This is a genomic window from Gracilibacillus halotolerans (assembly GCF_014206945.1).
GTDB classification, from domain to species: domain Bacteria; phylum Bacillota; class Bacilli; order Bacillales; family Amphibacillaceae; genus Gracilibacillus; species Gracilibacillus halotolerans.
Genome location: NZ_JACHON010000019.1, coordinates 1 through 20,667, shown reverse-complemented (window position 1 = coordinate 20,667; position 20,667 = coordinate 1). Strand labels below are relative to the sequence as shown.

Genomic DNA, 20,667 nt, shown 5'->3' with positions numbered 1-20,667 from the left:
AAAATCCGAATATTTTTGTGTAAATATATCATTTTATACGGATTTAATCAAGGGATTCTGTACCTAGCATACGTACAACATAAACATCCTCACAAAAACCACGCAAGCTATTATAAATTCTTATGGCTCGGGTTTCTTGTTGAACCAAGCCAAAGATTGTTGGGCCACTACCGCTCATAAGGACCGCATCTGCTCCTGAATGTATCATCTGTTCTTTGATTTGATTCGCTTCTGGTTGTTTTGGCAACGTTACAGCTTCTAATACATTTTTAACTCGTTTACAGATCCCCCAATAATCTCCTGAGTGGAGCGCCTCTATCATTCCATTCGTATCAGGATGTACAATATTGTCTAATGATAATGATTCATAAACGGACTGTGTGGAAACACCTTGTTGTGGTTTAGCTAAAACTACCCAACAAGAAGGTGGAGCAGGTAGTTTCTCTATCTTTTCCCCTCTACCTCTAGCAACTGCAGTGGAGCTATATACACAAAAGGATACATCTGATCCTATTTCTGAACCTAGATTGGCTAATTCCTCTAGAGACAAATTGAGATTCCATAAGCGATTTAATCCCCTCAATGTAGCAGCCGCATCACTACTACCTCCTGCAAGCCCTGCAGCTACAGGGATATGCTTTTCTATTTTTATTCTTGCTCCGTGTTGTACATGAAAACGATCTTTTAACAACTTAGCAGCTCGAAAAGCTAAATTTCTTTCATCGTTGGGTACGAAGCGATTCTCTGAATCCACTCGAATTTTATTATCATTCGTAAGGGTGAATTCTAAACGGTCCGCTAAATCAACGGTGGTCATCACCATTTCGATTTCATGATAGTTATCCTGGCGCTTATAGAGTACGTCTAACGTTAAATTTATTTTTGCGGGTGCTTTTTCCGAAACATGCATTTATTCTACTCACCTACTCTGTTATCTTGTCCGTGTGTTCTTTTTCTCTATGTAAAGATACCATAAAAGTAAGAAAGGGACAAAGCCCTTATTAGGACTTGTCCCTCGCTAAACTCTCTTGAGCCATTTCTACTGCCCGTTTTACCATACTCCCAGCTTCCCTGGCTGTTATTTCACCCCAGCCATTTTGCTGTACCTTATCATAAAATCCCAATTCTTTAGCAAGTTCTTCTTTGAAACGTTCTGACATGATTCCACGTCTTCTGCCCACCTGAAGATACTTCCTTTCCGTCGCATTGGGTGCGACAAGAATAGTATATGTTATTTTATCTCCTTCATACTGCGAATAGAAAAATTCTGTTCGGTTAATTTTGTAAATCGCCCAGAACCGAATTGTTTAGCGCAGGTAATCGCCTTAGTAGGCTTCTACGCTTTAACATATAAGAAAAGCGCAGAGTTAGACAAATGTAAGCAGGATTTTATACTTTCTTTTCTCTCAAAAAAAACAGTAACAGTAAGAGCATTTATTGCTCTGTTACTGTTACTGCTTCTCCGTCCTCAAGTAAACTAAGTTCGACTGTTTCCGTAAGAACATCTGCGTAACTGTAGGAAACTCGTTCGAATGCATTTTCTTCCTGATCTAATTCTACAATGAATACTGATGGATACGTTTCTGATAACGTGCCATACCGTTCGATTGTCTTTTTACGTCCACCGTTCGCTTTCACTCGAATTCTTTTTCCAAGGTACTCTTCTAGACCTTGTTTGATTTCAACAAGAGTTTTTGCCAATGGATTCCACCTCACTATATGTATCATACTACACCCTTGTCCAAAAGTCAAATAAAAATATTATATTATATCAGTATTGGTGAATATCTGTCAATAATATAATTTAAGAAAAAATGACTTTTCCATAAAATGTGGTATGTGCCACCTTAGTATGCAACAAAGGAAAATAATTATGTACATATTTTGTAAAGTTACAGAAAACTTGGCTAGCGCAGGCAGTTGCCTTAGTAGTACCTATACGGTTCTATAATCCAACGTATTGCTCCATAACACATTGGATAGAGTAGCGAATTCCTCCATAGTTAAAGACTCTGCTCGACGTGTCCCATCTATCTCCGTTTCCTTGAAAATACGTTCGATCTCTTCTTTTGCTAATTCCCCTTGAAAGTGCCGTACTAAGTTATTTCGTAATGTTTTGCGTCGTTGTGCAAAGCTCGCCTGGACAACAGTAAAGAAAAATTCCTCATTTTCTAAATCCACTGGTGGCTTCTCTCGCATTACTAGATGTAAAACGGCAGAATCCACACGTGGTTGAGGACGAAAGACCGTGCTCGGTACAATCATTGGAACAGCAGCCTCTGTATAATACTGAATGGCAATAGATAATGATCCATATTCTTTCGTGCTTTTGTGTGCAGCCATTCTTTCTGCCACTTCTTTTTGTATCATCACCGTTATACTTTGTACGGGAAGACGCGCAATTAGAAGCTCCATCAGTATAGGAGTTGTAATATAGTAAGGGAGATTTGCGATTACTTTCACATCACGCTCATCATCTCCAAAGGTCTCTTCCATCATCTTTGGTAGATCAGCTTTTAAAATATCCTGATGAACTACTTTTACATTAGAATAATCACTCAACGTATCGTGTAAAATTGGAATTAACCGCTGATCTATTTCAAAAGCTAGTACTTGATTAGAGTGAATCGCTAATTGCTCTGTTAATGCTCCAATCCCTGGACCAATTTCAATCGTATTTACGTCTTTTGATATAGCAGCAGTCTCTAACATTTTAACTAAAATATTAGCATCCACTAAAAAATTTTGACCAAGACTCTTTTTGAAAGAGAATTGATATTTATCTAAAATTTCTTTTGTCCTACCTGGTGTCGCAATTGCTTTTTTATTTGTCATTCTTCATCCTCCTGCCATGCCATTGCCTTCTCAAATTCCGCCTTCGATATATGGAACATCTCCAAGCGCTTTAATAATTGCTTACCATTTACATACCCAATCTTTAAAATGTCTCCTAACCTTTCTCTCTTATGTTTCGCATGTTGGCCACCAATTAGTCCAAATCGGATTAAATCACTTTTCGTTATATCACAAGCTATATCCGTCCGCAGCTCATAAACCGCCTCTAACGCTTCTTTAATCGCTTGTGAGGAGGCATGTTCAATCCCGATACCTTTCTTTCCTTTTGCTAGTGCTTGTTTTTTCGGCAAAAAAGCATGTTTACAACCCGGTACATGTCGGTCTATTATTTGGCGAATCCTTTGTCCTGGATAATCAGGATCCGTAAAAATGATAACGCCTCTTTTTTCCTTTGCATGTGCAATTTGTTCGATTATTTTATGATTTATCGCAGAACCATTTGTCTCAATCGTATCCGCATCTAATGTTTGTTTAATTTTAGCTGTGTCGTCTTTTCCTTCTACTACAATAACTTCTTTTACTTTCAAAATTCTTCCTCCATTTCAGTTCTATTTTAACATGGGTAAGCGCATATGTCTGTTCCTCGTCTCAATCAAGGATAGTGGCAATTCTCAATATTTTGGCTTCTTCTACAATTGCATAAAAAAATACCCTGATAGGACAGTAGGACTGCCTTATACAGGGTACTTGCTCTATTGATTGTCGTATATATTATATCATTAACTATTAATCCAAGATAGTGACCTTTACTCTTTTTCCACCAAAATTAATCGCCTGCTTTTTCGTAGGCATATGAATATCAATTTTATTTCCTTTTACAGCTCCGCCCGTATCTCTGGCTACATAATGACCATAGCCTTCAATATAGACTCGGGTACCTAACGGGATAACATTTGGATCTACCGCAATAACTCCGTGTGGGTTATTCTTTAAATTATACCCAGTCGATGTTAGACCTCTACCGTCACACGAGTTACAATCCCAATTATATGCTGTTGCTTGCATATAGAGAGTTTTGCCACCACTTTCTTTTCCGCTCCTTGATACAAGGTTTGGAGAAGATGACTTCGGTGGAGCACTAGCTACCGTTGCTTGAGGTGTTTCAACCTTTGTCCCTACTGCAACAACTTTGTCTTTAGCTTCTCTTTTTACAGCCTCTTTTACTAGCTCACGATTGACTTCCTCACCGTTTTCTAGTGTTACTTCATAATGCTTTTCTACAATACCTGGTTCGCCTTCTTCTACTACTTTCTCAGTACCCTTTTTCAAAGTACCATCACTTTTTTTAACCGTAGAGAAGCTTTGCTCTTGCTCTACTACATCCGTCACTTTTTCGACACGTGTAATTTCCACAGTGTCAGAAGCGGTTAATGCTGTATCTAAGCTAGGCTGAACACGATCTAAATCTTTAAGTTCAATCTCATATTTATTTAATAGCTCTTTTACTGTTCCGCCTGTTATCCAAACCTCTTGGTCCTTTTTTGCATCCATAACAGTGATTGGAAAGGCCTTTTGAATGGTAATGGCTAATTGTTCATAAATTTCTTGCTCCATTGCTTCAGAAACGAGATCATGCTTTGTTAACTGAAAACCCTCCGAGTCAAGAAAATCTCCAACCGTAGTTTCTGTAGTGTAATACGTATCCATTTCTCCATCCACAGATACAGCTACTGCTTTTGCTTCGGTATATTCGATAATCATTCCGTTTTGAACGATCTCATTCAGTTCATACGATAAATCGTCATGTTCATTTGGTTGAATCGCTAGTTCCTTTAATACATCTCCGACGGTATTTGCATGTGTCTGCAACGTCCGTTCCTCGCCATTCTGGACAAAAGTAACTTCTTGCTTAGATAATTCATAAAATAAAAAACAGATAAGACCGATTACGACAAAGAGTGTGAGAGCGTAAATGAAGTCTTTTTTGCCCATTAGCGAGTATATCTTCGGAAATTTCATAAAAAGGATACCTCCTTCTTCTCGCCGTTGTATTATATAAAGAAGCTATTTACCTGTCAAACAAACCTTTGTCCATAAATAAAAGGAGAAACCCTCACATATCAAGGTTTCTCCTACGCTTTAATTCGTTATATTTCAAATTCTTTACATTGTTGTAACATTAGCAACAATCACCTCGTAAAGCTTGGAAGCAAAGCGGTCTAGCTATCTTTAATTTGAAAAAGACGCTTCGCATTAGTTGTGGTTATTTCTCCCAGCTCTTCCACGCTTATCCCACGTAATTCAGCGATTTTGTCTGCTACTAAACGCACATATGCAGGCTCATTTCGCTTACCTCTTTTTGGATGAGGTGCTAAAAATGGACAATCTGTTTCAATTAATAGTCGATTTTCCGGAACATATGTCGCTACTTGTTTTGGTAAAGGTGCGTTTTTAAACGTAACAGGTCCGCCTAATGAGATATAAAAGTTCATCTCTAGACATTTATCTACATATTCAACAGAATCATTATAACAATGCATAATTCCACCAACCTCTTGAGCATCTTCTTCCTCAAGAACTGTTATAATATCCTCTGTTGCTTCACGATTATGGATGATAATAGGTAGCTTTACTTCTTTTGCTAGCTTTATTTGTTTACGAAATACTTCTTTCTGTACGTGCTTCGGTGACTTGTTCCAATGGTAATCCAGCCCCATTTCTCCTAATGCAACGACTTTAGGATGGCTAGCTAGCTGCTTAATCCATTCGAGGTCCTGTTCTGTCATATCAATCGCATCAACAGGATGCCAGCCTATTGCAGCATACATCCACTCGTATTGTTCTGAAAGTTCGATTGCCTTTTTGATGGTTTCTTGATCAAAACCTACAATCGTCATATATTCCACACCAGCGTCTTTGGCACGTTGAATTACTTCTTCCCGATCGTCTTCAAAATGCGAAACATTTAAGTGCACATGGGTATCAAAAAGCATTGTACTACCTCCTCGTATATTATATTTAGGCATTAATTTACTGCCTATAATACCTTACCAATTCGCATACATGGAAAAACCGCCTATGAAATTTTTTATCATTCACAGACGGTCATGTTTACCTTATTATTTCACAATAGAACCGTTTGGTAAATCTGCCTCCACTGTTGCAAGGGATAGATTACCTTCCTTGTCTTCACCAGATAAAATCATTCCTTCTGATAGTTGCCCACGTAATTTTACAGGCTTCAGATTCGCCACACAAATAACCTTTTTACCGATAAGCTCTTCAGGTTGATAGAATTGCGCAATTCCTGAAATAACTTGTCGCTTTTCTGTACCTAAATCGAGCTGAATTTGTAATAGCTTATCTGCATTTTTCATTTTTTGAGCATGTAACACTTCGGCAACTCGAAGGTCTAGCTTCATGAAATCATCAAACACCACTTCTTCTTTCTTATCTTCACTCTCGTCATCTGCTTTTTCTTCGACTGGTGCTTTCATCATATCTTTAATAATACCTACTTCTTTCTCTACCTCTAAACGCGGGAAGATAGGGTCTTTCTTCGTTACTTTCGCACCTTCCGCACGAACACCAAATGAACGAAGGCTATCCCATGTTTTATCGTTATCGTCTGCTACTCCGATTTGTTCAAAGATACGCTCTGGTGTCACTGTTAGGAATGGTTGAAGAAGTATCGCAATACGGCGAAGACTATCTACTAAATGAGCCATAACATTTCCTAGTCGCTCACGCTTCTCTTCATCCTTCGCAAGTACCCACGGTTCTGTTTGATCAATGTATTTATTCGTTCTACTCACATATTTCCAAATTTGAGTTAACGCAACAGAGAAGCCCATCTCATCTAATGCTGCTTCAACCTCTTGAACCGTTTCTTCACCTAATTGTTCAATTTCTACATCGAATTGTTCCTCACCTTTAACGAATGTAGGAATCTCACCATCAAAGTACTTTTCAATCATAGCAACCGTTCGATTCACAAGGTTTCCTAAGTCGTTAGCTAAATCATAATTGGTTCTATCCACAAATCCTTCTGGCGTAAATACACCATCCGACCCAAATGGTACCTCTCGTAATAAATAGTAGCGCAGCGCATCTAACCCATATCGCTCCGTTAAATCAAGAGGGTTTACTACGTTACCTTTTGATTTAGACATTTTTCCATCCTTCATGAGGATCCAACCATGCGCAAAAACCTTTTTTGGCAATGGTAAATCGAGAGCCATTAACATAATTGGCCAATAAATGGTATGGAAACGAACGATTTCTTTACTCATCAAATGAACATCTGCAGGCCAATATTTCTGGTATAGAGAGTCATCATCTGATCCATAGCCTAAAGCGGTAATATAGTTAGATAATGCATCAATCCACACATAAATAACGTGCTTAGGATTTCCAGGTACTTTAATACCCCAATCAAACGTAGTTCTAGATACTGCTAAATCTTCAAGACCGGGCTTTATAAAGTTGTTAATCATCTCATTTTTTCGACTTTCTGGTTGGATAAATTGTGGATTTTCCTCATAAAAGGCCAGTAAGCGATCTACATATTTGCTCATGCGGAAGAAATAAGATTCTTCTTTTACAAAATCTACTGGCCCTCCACAATCCGGACAGTGACCCTTCTCTAATTGACGTTCTGTGAAAAAGGATTCACAAGACGTACAATAATGACCTTCATACTCATCAAGGTAAATATCACCCTGCTCTAACAATCTCGCGAATATTTTCTCCACTGACTGCTTATGTCGATCCTCCGTTGTCCGAATGAAGTCATTATAGGAAATATCTAATTCTTTCCATAATTGCTTAATACCACTTACTATTTCATCCACATATTGTTGAGGGGTTACCCCTTTTTCGTTAGCTTTCTTTTGAATTTTTAATCCGTGCTCATCTGTACCAGTTAAATAATATACATCATAGCCACGAAGACGCTTATATCTTGCCATTGCGTCACCAGCTACGGTACTATATGCATGACCGATATGTAGATTCCCACTTGGATAATAAATTGGTGTCGTTATATAAAAAGTTTTATTGGTCATTTTTTTGCCTCCTTATGCTATACAAAATCCATTCCTATTTTACCGATATATTTTACCAATTTCTATTATAGAATAACATACTTATACATGGGAAGCGTGTTTTCGAAATTATGCGAAGCCCTATAAAATAATTGCTTAGTCTCGCCATATCTAAAAACCCATCACATTAACCATGTAAACCCATTCATTTAATCGGAATTAATTACTCTAAAATTGTCAAAGTTCGTTCAAAATAATCCATTTTTTTAGTAAAAATTACGCTAATTAAGTTTGACAGTAATGGCAAGTAATGGTATTATGTTATTGTCGATTCATGACGACAAAATTAAATTGGGGGGAGAAATATCATGAAATCAACAGGTATAGTAAGAAAGGTTGACGAACTTGGTCGTGTCGTCATTCCGATTGAACTACGTCGTAACCTGGGCATCGATGAGAAAGATGCTTTAGAAATCTACGTAGACAATCAACGCATTATACTTCAAAAGTACAAGCCTAATATGACTTGTCACATTACAGGGGATATTTCAGATGACAACGAAGTCCTTGCAGACGGCAAACTTGTTCTGAGCAAGGAAGGGGCTAAAGAGCTTGTACAAGAGATTTCAAAAAGATTTGGCGAAGTAGACTAATGTTAGAACTACTGATAACGTTTCGTAATGAAACCAAATGTTATCAGTAGTTTTTTTTCGGTTCTAAGGTAATTTAATATCCAAGCTAGTCTAAACGCCCCATTTTGTCGATCAATCTCTGTGAAAGCTTCGATACACCTCTTGTTTCGGAATTTTCCGATCTTTCGCCACCTTTTTAATCGCCTCTTTACTACTAAGCCCCTCTTGTGTAATCAACATTTCCACATGCTCTTTTACTGAAAGATGTTCCCATTCGTTAGATTCTTCTTCTATTATTCCCTCAACAATAATACAACATTCACCTTTTATTACGAGATCGTTTAGATTCTCTTGTAATTCTTCTAGTGTCCCTCGTATGTATTCTTCAAATTTCTTCGTTAACTCACGCGCAATCGTTACTCTTCTGTTTCCAAACGTAGTATATAAGTCGTTGATGGTTTTTTCCAATCGATGTGGGGATTCATATAATACAAACGTAGAAGCTAGCTTTTTTAAATAGTGCATTGCTTCTTCACGGTCTTTATTTTTGCGAGGTAAAAATCCATAGAAATAAAAATGATTTGTCGGTAATCCTGATCCTACTAATCCGCAAATGGCAGCATTTGCCCCTGGTAAGACTACAACAGGTAAGTCTTCTGAAATGGCAACTTGGATCATTTCATAACCAGGATCCGAAATTCCTGGCATTCCCGCGTCACTAACAAGCGCTAAGTTTTTTCCTTCTTTTAATAAAGTTAACATCTCTTCTTCTCTTGATTTGTGATTATGTTCATGATAGCTTATCATTCTTTTTTTTATTGAAAAATGGTGCAGCAACAGCCCTGTATTTCTTGTATCTTCCGCTAATATGTAGTCTACTTCTTTCAATATATTAATAGCTCGAAATGTCATATCCTCTAAGTTTCCAATAGGTGTCGGAACAATATACAAGGTACCTTCTTGGCGATTTTCTTGATAACTTTTTTGTATTTGCATACTATGTATCTCCTCCAGCATATTCGTAAATGAGCTGCATTTTCCTCTTGCGGCTCAGTTTCTTTATTCTCGCCTCAAGTTGCATCGCTTCCGATTTGGAGGGGCAACTCGCTTGATAAACAAGTTCGAAGGGAGAGCGACCACGCGTATATTTTGCTCCTTTTCCTTCCTCATGCGCACGTATTCTCCTACTTACATCTGTCGTATAACCTGTATAGAGTGTATCATCTTTACACTTTAATATGTAGACAAAATGACTACTCTGTTCCATATATAATTCCTCTCATTTCCTCTGTATATTCGCCATTTTCTTCATAGGTAATAAGTGGAGGTAGATGTTTTAAATCTGGTTTCCCATCTCGAATGCCCTCTATTAATAACATATTCGCTTCTTTTCCTAACTTTGGATAGACAAGTCTTAATCGTTTTGGCTCGATTTTGTATTGGCGAAATAAAATAAGGATATCTACTAATTTTGCAGGGCGATGTACCATTGCTACTTTGCCACCTGATTTCGCCAACTTACTGCAAGCCTTGACCACATCTTCTAATGTACATAATATTTCATGTCGAGCAAATGTTACATATTCACTAATGTTCTGATGTTGGCTACTTGGGGTAGAGAAATAAGGAGGATTTACAGTTACTAACTCAAACTTATTGTTCTTAAAGTAACTCGGCATTTCCTTTAAATCGCCATGAATCATATCCAATTGGTTTTCGAGCCTGTTCAATGTTATCGTCCGATTCGCCATGTCATATAACCGCTCCTGAATTTCCACACCGGTGATAGGAACGCTCGATCGTTGTGTTAAAAGTAAAGGGATGATACCATTACCCGTGCATAAATCGAGGATTTTCCCTCTTTGTTTCGGTACGCTTGCAAAATCGGCTAGTAATACACTATCCAAGGAGTAAGAAAAGACAGTCGGGCTCTGGATAATCCTTTTAGAGGAATCCTTTAATAAATGATCTATTCGCTCATCTTCTTTTAGCATTCATTTCGCTCCTCATAAGCTATGTTTATCTATTTTTGCAGGAAAGAAAAACTGTCTAAAAGTTAACTAAATAACTATCAGACAGCCTACTTTAATCGATTATTTGGTTTTATTAAAAAACATTAGGCAAAACAAACAATCGCCTTCTTGACGAGGACTACCGAAGTGAACATTACAAATATGAAAGCCTTCCTCGTAGAGTCGAGCTAAATTATCATATCCTTCTCCAATTTCTTCATGGATATCATGTTCGTTCCGTTCTTCTGCTGCTACTTCCTCATCAAGTCGCTTTCTCAAATGATGATTTTCCATTTCTAAACGGTGATTCTCTTCTAAAACCTCAACTAGTTGCTTTTTTAAATCTCCAAGTTGCTGGTAAAGCTGCCCAATTTGTTCTTCCATACCAGACACTTGTTCAAATAAATTTTTTTTGTCCACGTATTTACCACCCCATTATTCAGCACCTTGGGTATTAATGACTCCTTCATTCATTAATTCATCTAACGTATACTCAATCACACGTTCTTTCTCTGGGATTTCGATTTGAATGATACGCTCTAGTATGTTTAACCCTACTACTTTACCTTTTCCATATGCAGTAGTAATTGCTTCCCCTAAGTCCGGTAGCTCTCTCTTAGCCGTTTCATACGTATCGTTTTCATATTTCAAACAACACATTAATCGACCGCATAAGCCAGAGATCTTGGATGGATTAAGAGACAAGTTTTGATCTTTTGCCATTTTTATAGAAACTGGCTCAAAATCACCTAGAAATGTAGAACAGCACAGCATTCTACCACATGGACCGATACCACCTAATAATTTAGCTTCATCTCGAACTCCAATTTGACGAAGCTCTATTCTCGTTTTAAATATCGCTGCTAAGTCTTTCACAAGGTGGCGGAAATCTACTCGTCCATCCGCAGTAAAGTAAAAGATTACTTTATTTCGATCAAAGGTATACTCCACATCTACTAAATTCATCTCTAGTTGATGTTCTTTGATCTTTTCATTGCAGACCTTTTGAGCTTCTGCAGCAATTTCTTTATTCTCCAGAACCTCAACCTTGTCCTTCTCGTTCGCAACTCGAATTACTTTCTTTAACGGTAGGACAACATCTTCTTCATCCACTTTCTTATTGACGAGAACGACCTTACCAAATTCTACACCTCTAACGGTTTCCACAATGACATAATCTTCGTTTGTCACCGTGTATTCACCGGGGTCAAAATAATATATTTTACCCGCCTTTTTAAAGCGGACACCAATCACTTCAATCAAACCTATCACCTCTGTATATGAAGTGTTAACTGTTCCATAACAAGCTGTGGTTGAACATTTTGTTCAAGCTTGCGTTTTGCTGCCATAATCTTTTCTAAAACCTTTGTAGTTTGTGCGAGAGACCAATGCGTACTGGCAGCTTCTAATTTATCTATGTGAGGAGTATGTACAATTTTCTCCTTTACATCTAGATGAATATGCATGATATCTCTAAACCATATGAGGAGTAAATCCAACCCTTCTTGCAGGTTTTTCCTCTCTTTAAAATGTGGCATCCATAGAGTATGAATGAATACGGGTACATCTCCTGGATTTTGCCTTAACATTTCATTTAATTGTACCACTAATTTTCTCGTCTGTGCAAACTCTTCATTCTTACTCTTCTCTATCGCCTCTGTTATATTACTAGTTAACATGGCTAATAGTTTTGCAGAGGATTCCTGAACACCTTGATTTAAAAGTTCTTTTTCTATTCCCTTTTCAATTAACGGCTTAAAAGACATTACCTGGCAACGAGAACGAATCGTATCTAAAATCGCCTGGCTATTCTCTGTTAATAGGATCGCGACAGTGTCTCTACTTGGTTCTTCGAGGAACTTTAACAGTCGATTTGATGCATTGGTTGTCATTCTTTCTGCGTCTTTAATAATATATACTTTTCGATTGGATTCTACCCCTGAATAAGTGAATTCTTTTTGTAGATGAAGGATTTGGTCTTTTTTTATACTTGCTCCTTCTGGTTCGATTCGATGTAAGTCAGGATGGTTACCACTATCAATACGTTTACAATCACTGCATACTTGGCACGGGTTCATATCCTGACGTTGTTTACAGAATACCGTTTTGGCTAATAAGATAGCCATTTCTTGTTTCCCTGTCCCCTTACCACCTTGAAAAAGGTAAGCATGGGAAATTCGATTGTTTTGAATACTATTCGTTATTATCTTTGTTAAAATTGGTTGTTTCTCCAATATGTCGTCCCAAATCATATTTTCCATGCCTTCCTTATCTATTTAATAGAAAAGAAAGAGGATGGATTTGACGCTACCGCCCATCTACCCTCTTCTTTGCTCTGCTCTTTCATTATTTACTACGTATATAAGTTAATTAGAAGTCCTTTGATTTCCCCTATCATTGCTAATAGGTCGACAGAGCCCTTTTCTTGATCCATTACTGCTTCTGTTAGCTCCATCAATTTCTCGTCAATTTCTTCTACTATGACTAGCTTCCGTGTGTCTCCAGTAACCATGGAACCATGGAAATGTTTTAATTCCACTCCGTGGTCAACTGCTTCCTTGATAAACTTTTTCACTAGTCGTTTATAAACCGCTAAGTCTTTTAAGGATCGGTATCTCGTAATACGTTTTCCTTGATTCGTCAACTCACTCATCAATCGATGTAGCTCTGTCTGACTTAGTTGTGCGGCTTTACTCTGTACCATTTGGTCGAATTTTAAATTCCCTGATGGTCGATTTATATCTTCTTTTATATTAGCATCTATTGATGAACGAATTCGCTGTTCAATTTTCAACGTAACTCCATCCTTTTTTAAAAATGATGAAAGGCATCAACCGGCAGAACAAATACTGTTGCCCCGCCTACTTCAACATTAATTGGGCGCGGTATATAAGAGTCTGCATTTCCTCCCATTGGTGACACGGGTGAAACTAGTTGTTCTCGTTGGCTGCAATTATCCTTAATAATTTCTAGGGCTTGATTCACATATTTATCTTCGCAACCAATCATTAAGGTAGTATTTCCTTCTTTAAGAAAACCGCCAGTAGAAGATAGCTTTGTCGTTCGAAACTTACTCTCTCCAAGAGCGTCGACCAACCGGTTACTATCTTTGTCTTGAACAACTGCTAAAATTAGTTTCACTTATTCCGCCTCCTTCATTCATTGTTATACTTTTAATTATTATATGTTATCTATACCCCATTTGTTCTATTATATCAGAAGATACGTTCTACAGCCTTATGAATTGAAAAAAAATCTATTTTTATATAATAGATTCCATTCGTTCAACATTGGACTAAATAAGATGTTGGGACATAACTCCATTTTAAATCACCAAAGACGAACTATAAAATGCTGTTATATTAATTACGTAGTCAAAACACGAGACTCCTGCAGGAAAAGCAACAGCCGAAAATCCATTACAAAAGTTTTTATATAACTTTTGTAATTAGTTGAGGCGTTGCCGAGGTATAGGAAACACTGTGCAAGTATTTTTTGCACAGATGTTAACTTATACCCTATGGGTGAAAGCGAAGTATTTTGACTAGGCGTTAGTATAACATTCGGATTTTGTATTATGAAATTTACTTCTGTCCCAGTTTCTCCTCCAGCTTATAGCCTAGCTAATATATCGTTTCTTACATCTAATAATACTTGCTCTTCGGTTTGATTCGCATTAATCTTTTTCACTCGTTGTGGGAACTTCTTTAGCACTTCCTTGTAACCCTCTCGAACCTGAATGTGGAAGTCTAACGCTTCTAAATCCAATCGATTGATTTCTCTATCTTTCGTTTGATTAATCCTCTGCAATCCTATCTCAGGGTCAACGTCCAAATAGAGAGTAAGTTCTGGCATAAAGTCCGCGATTGCAAATTGGTTGATCGACAAAATTTCATCCATACCTAACCCACGTGCATAGCCTTGATAAGCTAAACTGCTATCGATAAATCGATCACAGAGAACGATATCTCCTCTGTCTAGGGCAGGGATAACCTTCTCTACAAGGTGTTGACGCCTTGCAGCTGCATATAATAATGCCTCTGTTCGTGGATCCATTTCCGTATGCTCTGTATCTAAAATAATGTGACGAATCTTTTCTGCAATTGGGATACCACCTGGCTCCCGTGTTGTTGTTACTTGATAGTTATGTTCCCGGAGAAAGTTTGCTGTTCGTTCCAAAATAGTTGATTTTCCAGCACCTTCTCCTCCTTCAAACGTAATAAATATACCTGACAATTTAATTCCTCTTTTCCAATTATCTACGCCTACCATTTTCGAAAACATATAGTCCCTTTTCACGGCTAGTCGGTTGCAGTTTATGTCCTTCTTTCAGCAATTTGAGTACTTGTTCACGTTTCTTTTTAGTTATTTTTTCACCTTTCATTATGAGTGGGATACCTGGTGGATAAGGGATAATTGCTTCAGCAGCTATTTGTCCGATAGAATCTTCCCAGTCTATCCATACAGTCTTCCGTTTTTTCATCTCGTCATAAGATAATGCAAGTACCTCTTTTTCCTCATAAAATAGGAGAGGCTCCTCCATTATTTTATCACTATTTTTGCTATTATTTAATTCCTCATTTATATGAGTGATAGCTTGCTCTAATTGTTCTAGTGAAAAAGATGGTTGTAGTCCGAAAACAAACAATAGATGATTCTCTGTAACCAGCTCTGGGAAAATTTCGTTTTTTTCAAATGCTTGTTGTATTTGTTTTGTTGTTCTATTTGTCGCTTGCAACGTACATTTAAAAGGATCCCCGTCTTCGTGTGATTCAACGATCCAATAAGGGCTCTCCTTGAAGAGTTTTCGAGCCTGTTCTATAAATAAACGTGCTTCTTCTGCCATTTTGTCGCTGTAGGTTGCTAAGTAATATCGAGCTAAATCAAGACTGGCCAATAATAAATAGGAGGGGCTGCTTGATTGTACGATTTGTAAATATTGTGTTAGGCGAGTTAGATCTATTCTTTCCGTCCTTATATGTAAGTAAGCGGTCATCGTGAGCGCAGGAGTCATTTTATGTGCAGATTGAACGACAATGTCTGCGTCTAATTCAACGGCTGATTGGATGGGAATAGACGGTAATGAAAAATGGCATCCGTGCGCTTCATCTATTAACACAATCATATTGTACCGATGTGCCAAATCAATAATAGGAGTTAAGTCGATTATCTCCCCAAAATAATCCGGATATGTAAGCAGAATGGCCTTGGCATCTTGGTTATGGACTATTGTGTCTTTTATCGTTTCTTCCAGTGGATATGTATATCGCTTTTTCTCCGCGTTCCAGTTAGGAGTGAGAAAAATAGGTAGTGCACCAGCTAGCTCAATTCCATGCATGATCGACTTATGACAATTTCTTTGAACAATGATTTTTTCTCCTGCTCCTACAGTTGCTAAAATCATTGCTAAATTACCACTTGTACTTCCATTTACTAAAAAAAAAGTCTTAGCCGTGTCAAACCATTCTGATGCAAGCTTTTCCGCCTCCATAATAATGCCTTCAGGAGCATGTAAATCATCCATACCGGTTATTTCTGTCATATCTAACGGTAAAACAGACTGAAACAGCTCTATGCCTTTTTCAGGAAAAAGCTGCCCATTTTTATGACCTGGAACATGGAGCGATACCGTTTCTCTTCTAGCAAATGAAAGTAGGGCATCATATAAAGGGGTAGACAATTGCATGTTCATTGAATCAAACCTTTCTAGCATAGCATCTTATGTAAACGATAATTGTAAGATACAACGTATCATTTATCAATAATTTCTATGAAATAAGGAGATAGTAGAAACTCACAACTCTATGAAGGCATAAAAAAAGGAACCATTCTCATGATTCCATTATATCGTATATGTTTGATTAATACCTTTTAGCTTCTCTACAAATAGCTGATATTCTTTATTATCTACGTCCGTCGTAACAATCTTTTTCTCGCATGCTTCACAAATGTACATGTGGTAAATAAAGATTCCATTATCTTTTTCCTCATCACAAATGCCACATTTTTTTAGATTCATACGCCACACCTCCATTAAGAAGTATGGCCAATCTATGAAAATATATTCATCTTTTTGCTAGATTTTTATGACAAAAATCTACTTTTTTCACGTGAAACAGTCCTATTAATTCTTATGTTCACCTTTTACTTTTTCTCCAGTAAACCAAATATAAGGTGGTGGTGTTTGATTCACCACATAATCTCCTACAATACGTTCTTTATAGATAAGCGGATTATGAGAAGCTACTGTTCTTGCATTCCTCCAATGTCGATCTAAGCGTTTATCAATCGATGTTGCAGAAGCTCCTAATGCATCAAATATAAGAGTAGCTGCCTCAGGTGCTAATCTCGAAATAATCGCCTGAGCCGCCGAAATCTCAATTTCTGCTTGATCGTTTACGTCCTGTTCCTTTTCAGCGTTTCCTTGGAATCTAGCTTCTCCAGCAGCTTGAATGCTTTTGGCTGCTTTTTCAGTAATAGCACCAACGGCATAAGCAAGACTATGCACTCTACCAACTACTTGTAAAACTTGTGCATCTTCCTTTGAAGAAGTAGCAGTCGAATGACTATAATTCCTTGTCCGATTCGCCACTTCTCTTGCTACATCATGTAGGGCAGCTCTAGCTATTCCTGATAGCGTTGCTAAATGAACTAATTGAAAGTAACCAGCTAAAAATTTTGCTTCAAAGCTTTTATCTAAAACTTTTCCTTGCTCAAGCGGTGTATTGGAAAAATGTGTTGTACCAGTTCCAGTAAGGATTTGCCCAAACCCATTCCAATCGTCTATCACTTCTACTCCTTCTCCGTTCTTGTCTACGACAGCAAATACATGGTTATCCTCTTCATCTGCAGCAAGTACTAAAATCCAATCCGCATAAATGGTACCTGTCGAATAATATTTCGTACCGAATAAACGAAAACCATCTTTTGTCTTCTTTACTCGTGTTTCGAAGCCGCCAACTTTAGCTGCACCTGTTTCTGTCCACGCGTTACCGACAATATCACCATTTGCAATGCGTTGAAGCCAAACGTCTCTAACTGGGCTCGGATCAGCATGTAACACCATTTCCGTAAAGGCGAAATGGGCACGTAAGGCTTGTGTCACATTAGAATCAGCTGCCGCCAACTCAGTTAGTAATTCAGCTAAATCTACATTCGATGCACCTAATCCACCCTTCTCAACTGGTAAGCGAACAGCTCCAAACTTCTCTTTCTTCAACCAGCTAATCACTTCAAATAAAAGCTCACGGTTATTCTCACGTTCTTCTGTTTTTTCTCTAATTTGCTGAAATATAGGTCGGAAGCGAAATGCAATCTTTTCATATTGTTCTGTCGGTGGTACTCCCCACGTTTTCGTATTGTTACTAGTAATAGTTGTCATAATTAAATCTTCTCCTTTTTTATAATGATTTTTGTAAAGAACGATGATATTGCTTACCTGGGTGACTTAACGGTAATTGACTAGAACCAGTTAAGTTACCCCTTAAAGTTTCTTCTTGATACTCTTTCTGGACGAGGCCACGTTCCTGTAACACTGGTATAACTAGGTCTACGAAGTCTTCAAAAGTTCCAGGTGTAATTGCATAAGCAATATTAAACCCATCTACACCTGTATCTTCAATCCATTCCTCCATTATATCCGCCACTCTTTCTGGGGATCCGACCGCTACAGGACCTATCCCTCCAACACCTACGAATTCGGCAACTTCTTTAACAGTCCATTTCTTATCAGGATCAATTTTTGTGAAAATCTCCACCGCGGAATGAATCGCTTCATTTTTTATATAGCGTAGTTCTTCATCTGGTTCATAACTAGATAAATCTATCCCAGTCCATCCTCCCAATAAAGCTAGACCACCTTCATAGCTTGAATAGCTTTTGTACTCCTCGTATTTAGCCTCTGCCTCTTCCTGTGTTGTTGCGACAATCGGAGTAAAAAGACTAAATACTTTAATTTCGTTTTCATCTCGACCGACCTTTTTAGTTTCCTCTCTCAGTTGCTTTACATATTTCTCGGCAATTCGCTTTGTTGGTGAAGAAATAAATACGCATTCCGCATGTTTAGCTGCAAAATTTCTCCCTCGTTTCGAAGCGCCTGCTTGATAGATAACAGGCGTTCTCTGTGGAGAGGGTTCCGTTAAATGCGGACCTATTACGTTAAAATACTCACCTTTGTGGTCGATATTGTGCACCTTGGTTGGATCTGTATAAAGGCGGTTTTTCTTATCTAGAGTAACAGCATCATCCTCCCAGCTTCCTTCCCAAAGCTTATAACAAACATCTAAGAATTCCTCTGCTATTTCGTATCGTGTGTCATGACTAATTTGTTTATCAAGTCCTAAATTGATAGCTGCACTGTTGAGATAGGAAGTGACGATGTTCCAACCAACTCGACCTTTTGTTAAATGATCCAACGTGGACATGCTTCTTGCAAATGCATATGGTTGGTCATAGGATGTGCTGACTGTAACACCAAACCCTAAATGTTTTGTAACTTGAGCCATTAATGGAACAACCAACATAGGATCGTTAACTGGAACCTGTGCCCCTTGTTTTACAGCTGCGTCTCTTGAATCTTCATAGACATCATAAATTCCTAATACATCTGCTAAAAATATTGCGTCGAATCTCCCCCTTTCTAATATTTTTGCAAGTTCTATCCAATATTCACTATCCTTATAGCGATGAGACTGGTCCTCTGGATGTGACCATAAACCAGGAGATTGATGACCGGCACAATTCATATCAAATGCATTCAAGTAAATACGCTTTTTGCTCATCGGGGTTCACCTTCTTCTTTCTTAATATACGTTTTCTTTTAGAGTGACCGTTAATTCGTAAATTGCCTTTTTTAGTCGTTGATCTAAGTCGATATCTTCGATTACTTGAGTCGTAGATGCCTTATTTACACATTTATCTAGAATGAACACCCCCTGTAGACTTTGCCCTTTTAATGCTGAAATTAATGGTTTTAAAGAATAGTCAATTGCAAGGCAATGAGTGATAGTTCCCCCCGTCATTACTGGTAAAACAGGCTTTCCTTTAAGAATGTCTTGAGGCAAAATATCAAGCACTGCTTTTAAAACGCCAGAATAAGCAGATTTATATACAGGTGAACCGATAACAACAGCTTGTGCTTTCGCTATCTGTTTACCAATCTCTTGAATTTCTAGACTATCAAAACGTCCTTGAACGATATCCTCTGCATTTACATCCCTCACAGATAAATGGGAAATATGAATGCCCTCTTTCTCTAATAAATTACCAATATAACGTAATACCGCTTCTGTTCTAGACTCTTCTGATGGGCTTCCTGATAATAAAATAATGTCTGTCATTTTATATTTCTCCTCTCTAAGTTTTAAATATAGAAAAAAGGCATCCCTACTATCAGTCTCCAAACAGGAGAACTTGATAATAAAGATGCCTTTAGTCGTCTAATCGGCATGCTATGTTTTTTTTACCTCTGCTTTCTTATTTAAAGAAAATCGCTTCTTTTCTGTTTTATCAATTTGAGTAATCTCATCATTGTGTACAGTTATTACTAAACTACCATAATCCATTTCTCTTAACGATTGTAATATATGACTTACTTTCTTTTCATCTAAATACGCCATGTAATCTTCGCCACCCTTCTATGATTGTTCAGGAATTATTGGCGGGGGCCGGACTGTTACTAGCTCGAGTATACCTCGTCACATAGAAGATAATAAAAAAAGACCCCCTTCTGATAAGAAGAGAGTCTTTGGTTTGAATTTATACATACCACTCTTCTTATCTTCCAAGCATTACGCTTGCTGGATTTGGCACAGTACATATAGTCTGTTGCCGAGGCTTCCTGGGGCCAGATCCCTCCACCTCTCTTGATAAGAATTGCTATTCAATTTTTTGGTTATTTTCAAGTATACAGACGCTTTTCAGTGTTGTCAACAACATTTTTAGAAAAAATGGAAATAATTGTGGAGTTCGCAAAAAAACGAATGATATTGTTTTTACTTTTGTCCATTTAGTATATGCACAATAAATGGAATCATGACAATTTTTAAATACCTGGAAAACAAAAAAACTAAGCTAGTGAAAACTTAGTTTTTTTCAGTTGCCTGGCGACGTCCTACTCTCGCAGGGGTAAAACCCCAACTACCATGGGCGCTGAAGAGCTTAACTTCTGTGTTCGGTATGGGA

Annotated in this window: 24 protein-coding genes, 1 rRNA gene and 1 riboswitch; of the genes, 1 reads left to right on the top strand and 24 read right to left on the bottom strand. The window is 37.8% G+C overall.

The features are described 5' to 3' along the window. Nucleotides 1-43 precede the first annotated feature (43 nt). From ispE to metG, 8 genes are all read right to left on the bottom strand, one after another. Complete coding sequence (ispE, locus tag GGQ92_RS13685) at nucleotides 44-910, bottom strand: 4-(cytidine 5'-diphospho)-2-C-methyl-D-erythritol kinase (protein WP_184250096.1); 867 nt, start codon at nucleotides 908-910, stop codon at nucleotides 44-46. Nucleotides 911-1,001: 91 nt separating this feature from the next. Continuing rightward, nucleotides 1,002-1,181 carry a small, acid-soluble spore protein, alpha/beta type gene (locus tag GGQ92_RS13680; RefSeq protein ID WP_184250093.1) on the bottom strand — a complete coding sequence of 60 codons (180 nt, stop codon included), beginning with the start codon at nucleotides 1,179-1,181 and terminating at the stop codon, nucleotides 1,002-1,004. Between the two features lie 253 nt (nucleotides 1,182-1,434). Beyond that, nucleotides 1,435-1,701 carry a biofilm formation stimulator Veg gene (veg, locus tag GGQ92_RS13675; protein WP_184250090.1) on the bottom strand — a complete coding sequence of 89 codons (267 nt, stop codon included), beginning with the start codon at nucleotides 1,699-1,701 and terminating at the stop codon, nucleotides 1,435-1,437. A gap of 234 nt (nucleotides 1,702-1,935) precedes the next feature. After that, nucleotides 1,936-2,835 carry a 16S rRNA (adenine(1518)-N(6)/adenine(1519)-N(6))-dimethyltransferase RsmA gene (gene rsmA, locus GGQ92_RS13670; protein WP_184250087.1) on the bottom strand — a complete coding sequence of 300 codons (900 nt, stop codon included), beginning with the start codon at nucleotides 2,833-2,835 and terminating at the stop codon, nucleotides 1,936-1,938. Further along, nucleotides 2,832-3,383, bottom strand: a complete 552-nt coding sequence (gene rnmV, locus GGQ92_RS13665) for a ribonuclease M5 (RefSeq protein WP_184250084.1) — start codon at nucleotides 3,381-3,383, stop codon at nucleotides 2,832-2,834. The genes rsmA and rnmV overlap by 4 nt, the downstream gene beginning before the upstream one ends. Nucleotides 3,384-3,582: 199 nt before the next feature. Then, a complete protein-coding gene (locus GGQ92_RS13660) occupies nucleotides 3,583-4,815 on the bottom strand; it encodes a G5 and 3D domain-containing protein (RefSeq protein ID WP_184250081.1) in 1,233 nt (410 codons plus the stop codon). A gap of 200 nt (nucleotides 4,816-5,015) precedes the next feature. Beyond that, on the bottom strand, nucleotides 5,016-5,789 hold the full coding sequence (locus tag GGQ92_RS13655) for a TatD family hydrolase (RefSeq protein WP_184250078.1): 774 nt from the start codon (nucleotides 5,787-5,789) through the stop codon (nucleotides 5,016-5,018). A 126-nt stretch (nucleotides 5,790-5,915) separates the two neighbouring features. Continuing rightward, nucleotides 5,916-7,862, bottom strand: coding sequence for a methionine--tRNA ligase (metG, locus tag GGQ92_RS13650; RefSeq protein ID WP_184250075.1), 1,947 nt, complete (start codon nucleotides 7,860-7,862; stop codon nucleotides 5,916-5,918). A 347-nt stretch (nucleotides 7,863-8,209) separates the two neighbouring features. Between metG and abrB the strand changes: the two genes are divergently transcribed. Beyond that, entirely contained in the window at nucleotides 8,210-8,494 is a 285-nt protein-coding gene (abrB, locus tag GGQ92_RS13645; RefSeq protein ID WP_184250073.1) for a transition state genes transcriptional regulator AbrB, read from the top strand. Between the two features lie 111 nt (nucleotides 8,495-8,605). Here the strand turns inward: abrB and rsmI are convergent, their stop codons facing one another. The 16 genes from rsmI to rrf form a co-directional block, all read right to left on the bottom strand. Next, complete coding sequence (gene rsmI / locus GGQ92_RS13640) at nucleotides 8,606-9,469, bottom strand: 16S rRNA (cytidine(1402)-2'-O)-methyltransferase (RefSeq protein WP_184250070.1); 864 nt, start codon at nucleotides 9,467-9,469, stop codon at nucleotides 8,606-8,608. A gap of 1 nt (nucleotide 9,470) precedes the next feature. Beyond that, entirely contained in the window at nucleotides 9,471-9,740 is a 270-nt protein-coding gene (locus GGQ92_RS13635) for a GIY-YIG nuclease family protein (protein ID WP_184250067.1), read from the bottom strand. Then, nucleotides 9,727-10,467 carry a tRNA1(Val) (adenine(37)-N6)-methyltransferase gene (locus tag GGQ92_RS13630; RefSeq protein ID WP_184250064.1) on the bottom strand — a complete coding sequence of 247 codons (741 nt, stop codon included), beginning with the start codon at nucleotides 10,465-10,467 and terminating at the stop codon, nucleotides 9,727-9,729. Before GGQ92_RS13630 ends, GGQ92_RS13635 begins: the two co-directional genes overlap by 14 nt. A gap of 99 nt (nucleotides 10,468-10,566) precedes the next feature. Then, on the bottom strand, nucleotides 10,567-10,905 hold the full coding sequence (gene yabA / locus GGQ92_RS13625; RefSeq protein ID WP_184250060.1) for a DNA replication initiation control protein YabA: 339 nt from the start codon (nucleotides 10,903-10,905) through the stop codon (nucleotides 10,567-10,569). A gap of 15 nt (nucleotides 10,906-10,920) precedes the next feature. Further along, complete coding sequence (locus tag GGQ92_RS13620; RefSeq protein WP_184250057.1) at nucleotides 10,921-11,748, bottom strand: PSP1 domain-containing protein; 828 nt, start codon at nucleotides 11,746-11,748, stop codon at nucleotides 10,921-10,923. 5 nt (nucleotides 11,749-11,753) lie between these two features. After that, nucleotides 11,754-12,746, bottom strand: coding sequence for a DNA polymerase III subunit delta' (holB, locus tag GGQ92_RS13615; protein ID WP_184250054.1), 993 nt, complete (start codon nucleotides 12,744-12,746; stop codon nucleotides 11,754-11,756). 92 nt (nucleotides 12,747-12,838) lie between these two features. Next, a complete protein-coding gene (locus GGQ92_RS13610) occupies nucleotides 12,839-13,279 on the bottom strand; it encodes a YaaR family protein (RefSeq protein WP_184250051.1) in 441 nt (146 codons plus the stop codon). Nucleotides 13,280-13,296: 17 nt separating this feature from the next. Beyond that, nucleotides 13,297-13,626 carry a cyclic-di-AMP receptor gene (locus GGQ92_RS13605; RefSeq protein ID WP_184250048.1) on the bottom strand — a complete coding sequence of 110 codons (330 nt, stop codon included), beginning with the start codon at nucleotides 13,624-13,626 and terminating at the stop codon, nucleotides 13,297-13,299. Between the two features lie 471 nt (nucleotides 13,627-14,097). Further along, the gene (tmk, locus tag GGQ92_RS13600) at nucleotides 14,098-14,757 is read right to left on the bottom strand and encodes a dTMP kinase (RefSeq protein ID WP_184250185.1); all 660 of its coding nucleotides are present in this window, start codon (nucleotides 14,755-14,757) and stop codon (nucleotides 14,098-14,100) included. Next, the gene (locus GGQ92_RS13595; protein ID WP_184250045.1) at nucleotides 14,741-16,177 is read right to left on the bottom strand and encodes an aminotransferase class I/II-fold pyridoxal phosphate-dependent enzyme; all 1,437 of its coding nucleotides are present in this window, start codon (nucleotides 16,175-16,177) and stop codon (nucleotides 14,741-14,743) included. Before GGQ92_RS13595 ends, tmk begins: the two co-directional genes overlap by 17 nt. A gap of 150 nt (nucleotides 16,178-16,327) precedes the next feature. Continuing rightward, nucleotides 16,328-16,504: a sigma factor G inhibitor Gin gene (locus tag GGQ92_RS13590; protein WP_184250042.1), complete on the bottom strand. Its 177-nt coding sequence runs from the start codon at nucleotides 16,502-16,504 to the stop codon at nucleotides 16,328-16,330. A gap of 105 nt (nucleotides 16,505-16,609) precedes the next feature. After that, on the bottom strand, nucleotides 16,610-17,866 hold the full coding sequence (locus tag GGQ92_RS13585; RefSeq protein WP_184250040.1) for an acyl-CoA dehydrogenase family protein: 1,257 nt from the start codon (nucleotides 17,864-17,866) through the stop codon (nucleotides 16,610-16,612). Nucleotides 17,867-17,885: 19 nt separating this feature from the next. Beyond that, the gene (locus tag GGQ92_RS13580) at nucleotides 17,886-19,265 is read right to left on the bottom strand and encodes an LLM class flavin-dependent oxidoreductase (RefSeq protein ID WP_184250037.1); all 1,380 of its coding nucleotides are present in this window, start codon (nucleotides 19,263-19,265) and stop codon (nucleotides 17,886-17,888) included. Between the two features lie 21 nt (nucleotides 19,266-19,286). After that, a complete protein-coding gene (ssuE, locus tag GGQ92_RS13575) occupies nucleotides 19,287-19,823 on the bottom strand; it encodes an NADPH-dependent FMN reductase (RefSeq protein WP_184250034.1) in 537 nt (178 codons plus the stop codon). Between the two features lie 111 nt (nucleotides 19,824-19,934). Beyond that, nucleotides 19,935-20,102, bottom strand: coding sequence for a YezD family protein (locus GGQ92_RS13570; RefSeq protein WP_184250030.1), 168 nt, complete (start codon nucleotides 20,100-20,102; stop codon nucleotides 19,935-19,937). Between the two features lie 154 nt (nucleotides 20,103-20,256). Further along, a riboswitch (SAM riboswitch) is annotated at nucleotides 20,257-20,358 on the bottom strand. A 225-nt stretch (nucleotides 20,359-20,583) separates the two neighbouring features. Beyond that, nucleotides 20,584-20,667: ribosomal RNA gene (gene rrf, locus GGQ92_RS16725) — 5S ribosomal RNA — on the bottom strand; the annotation flags it as partial.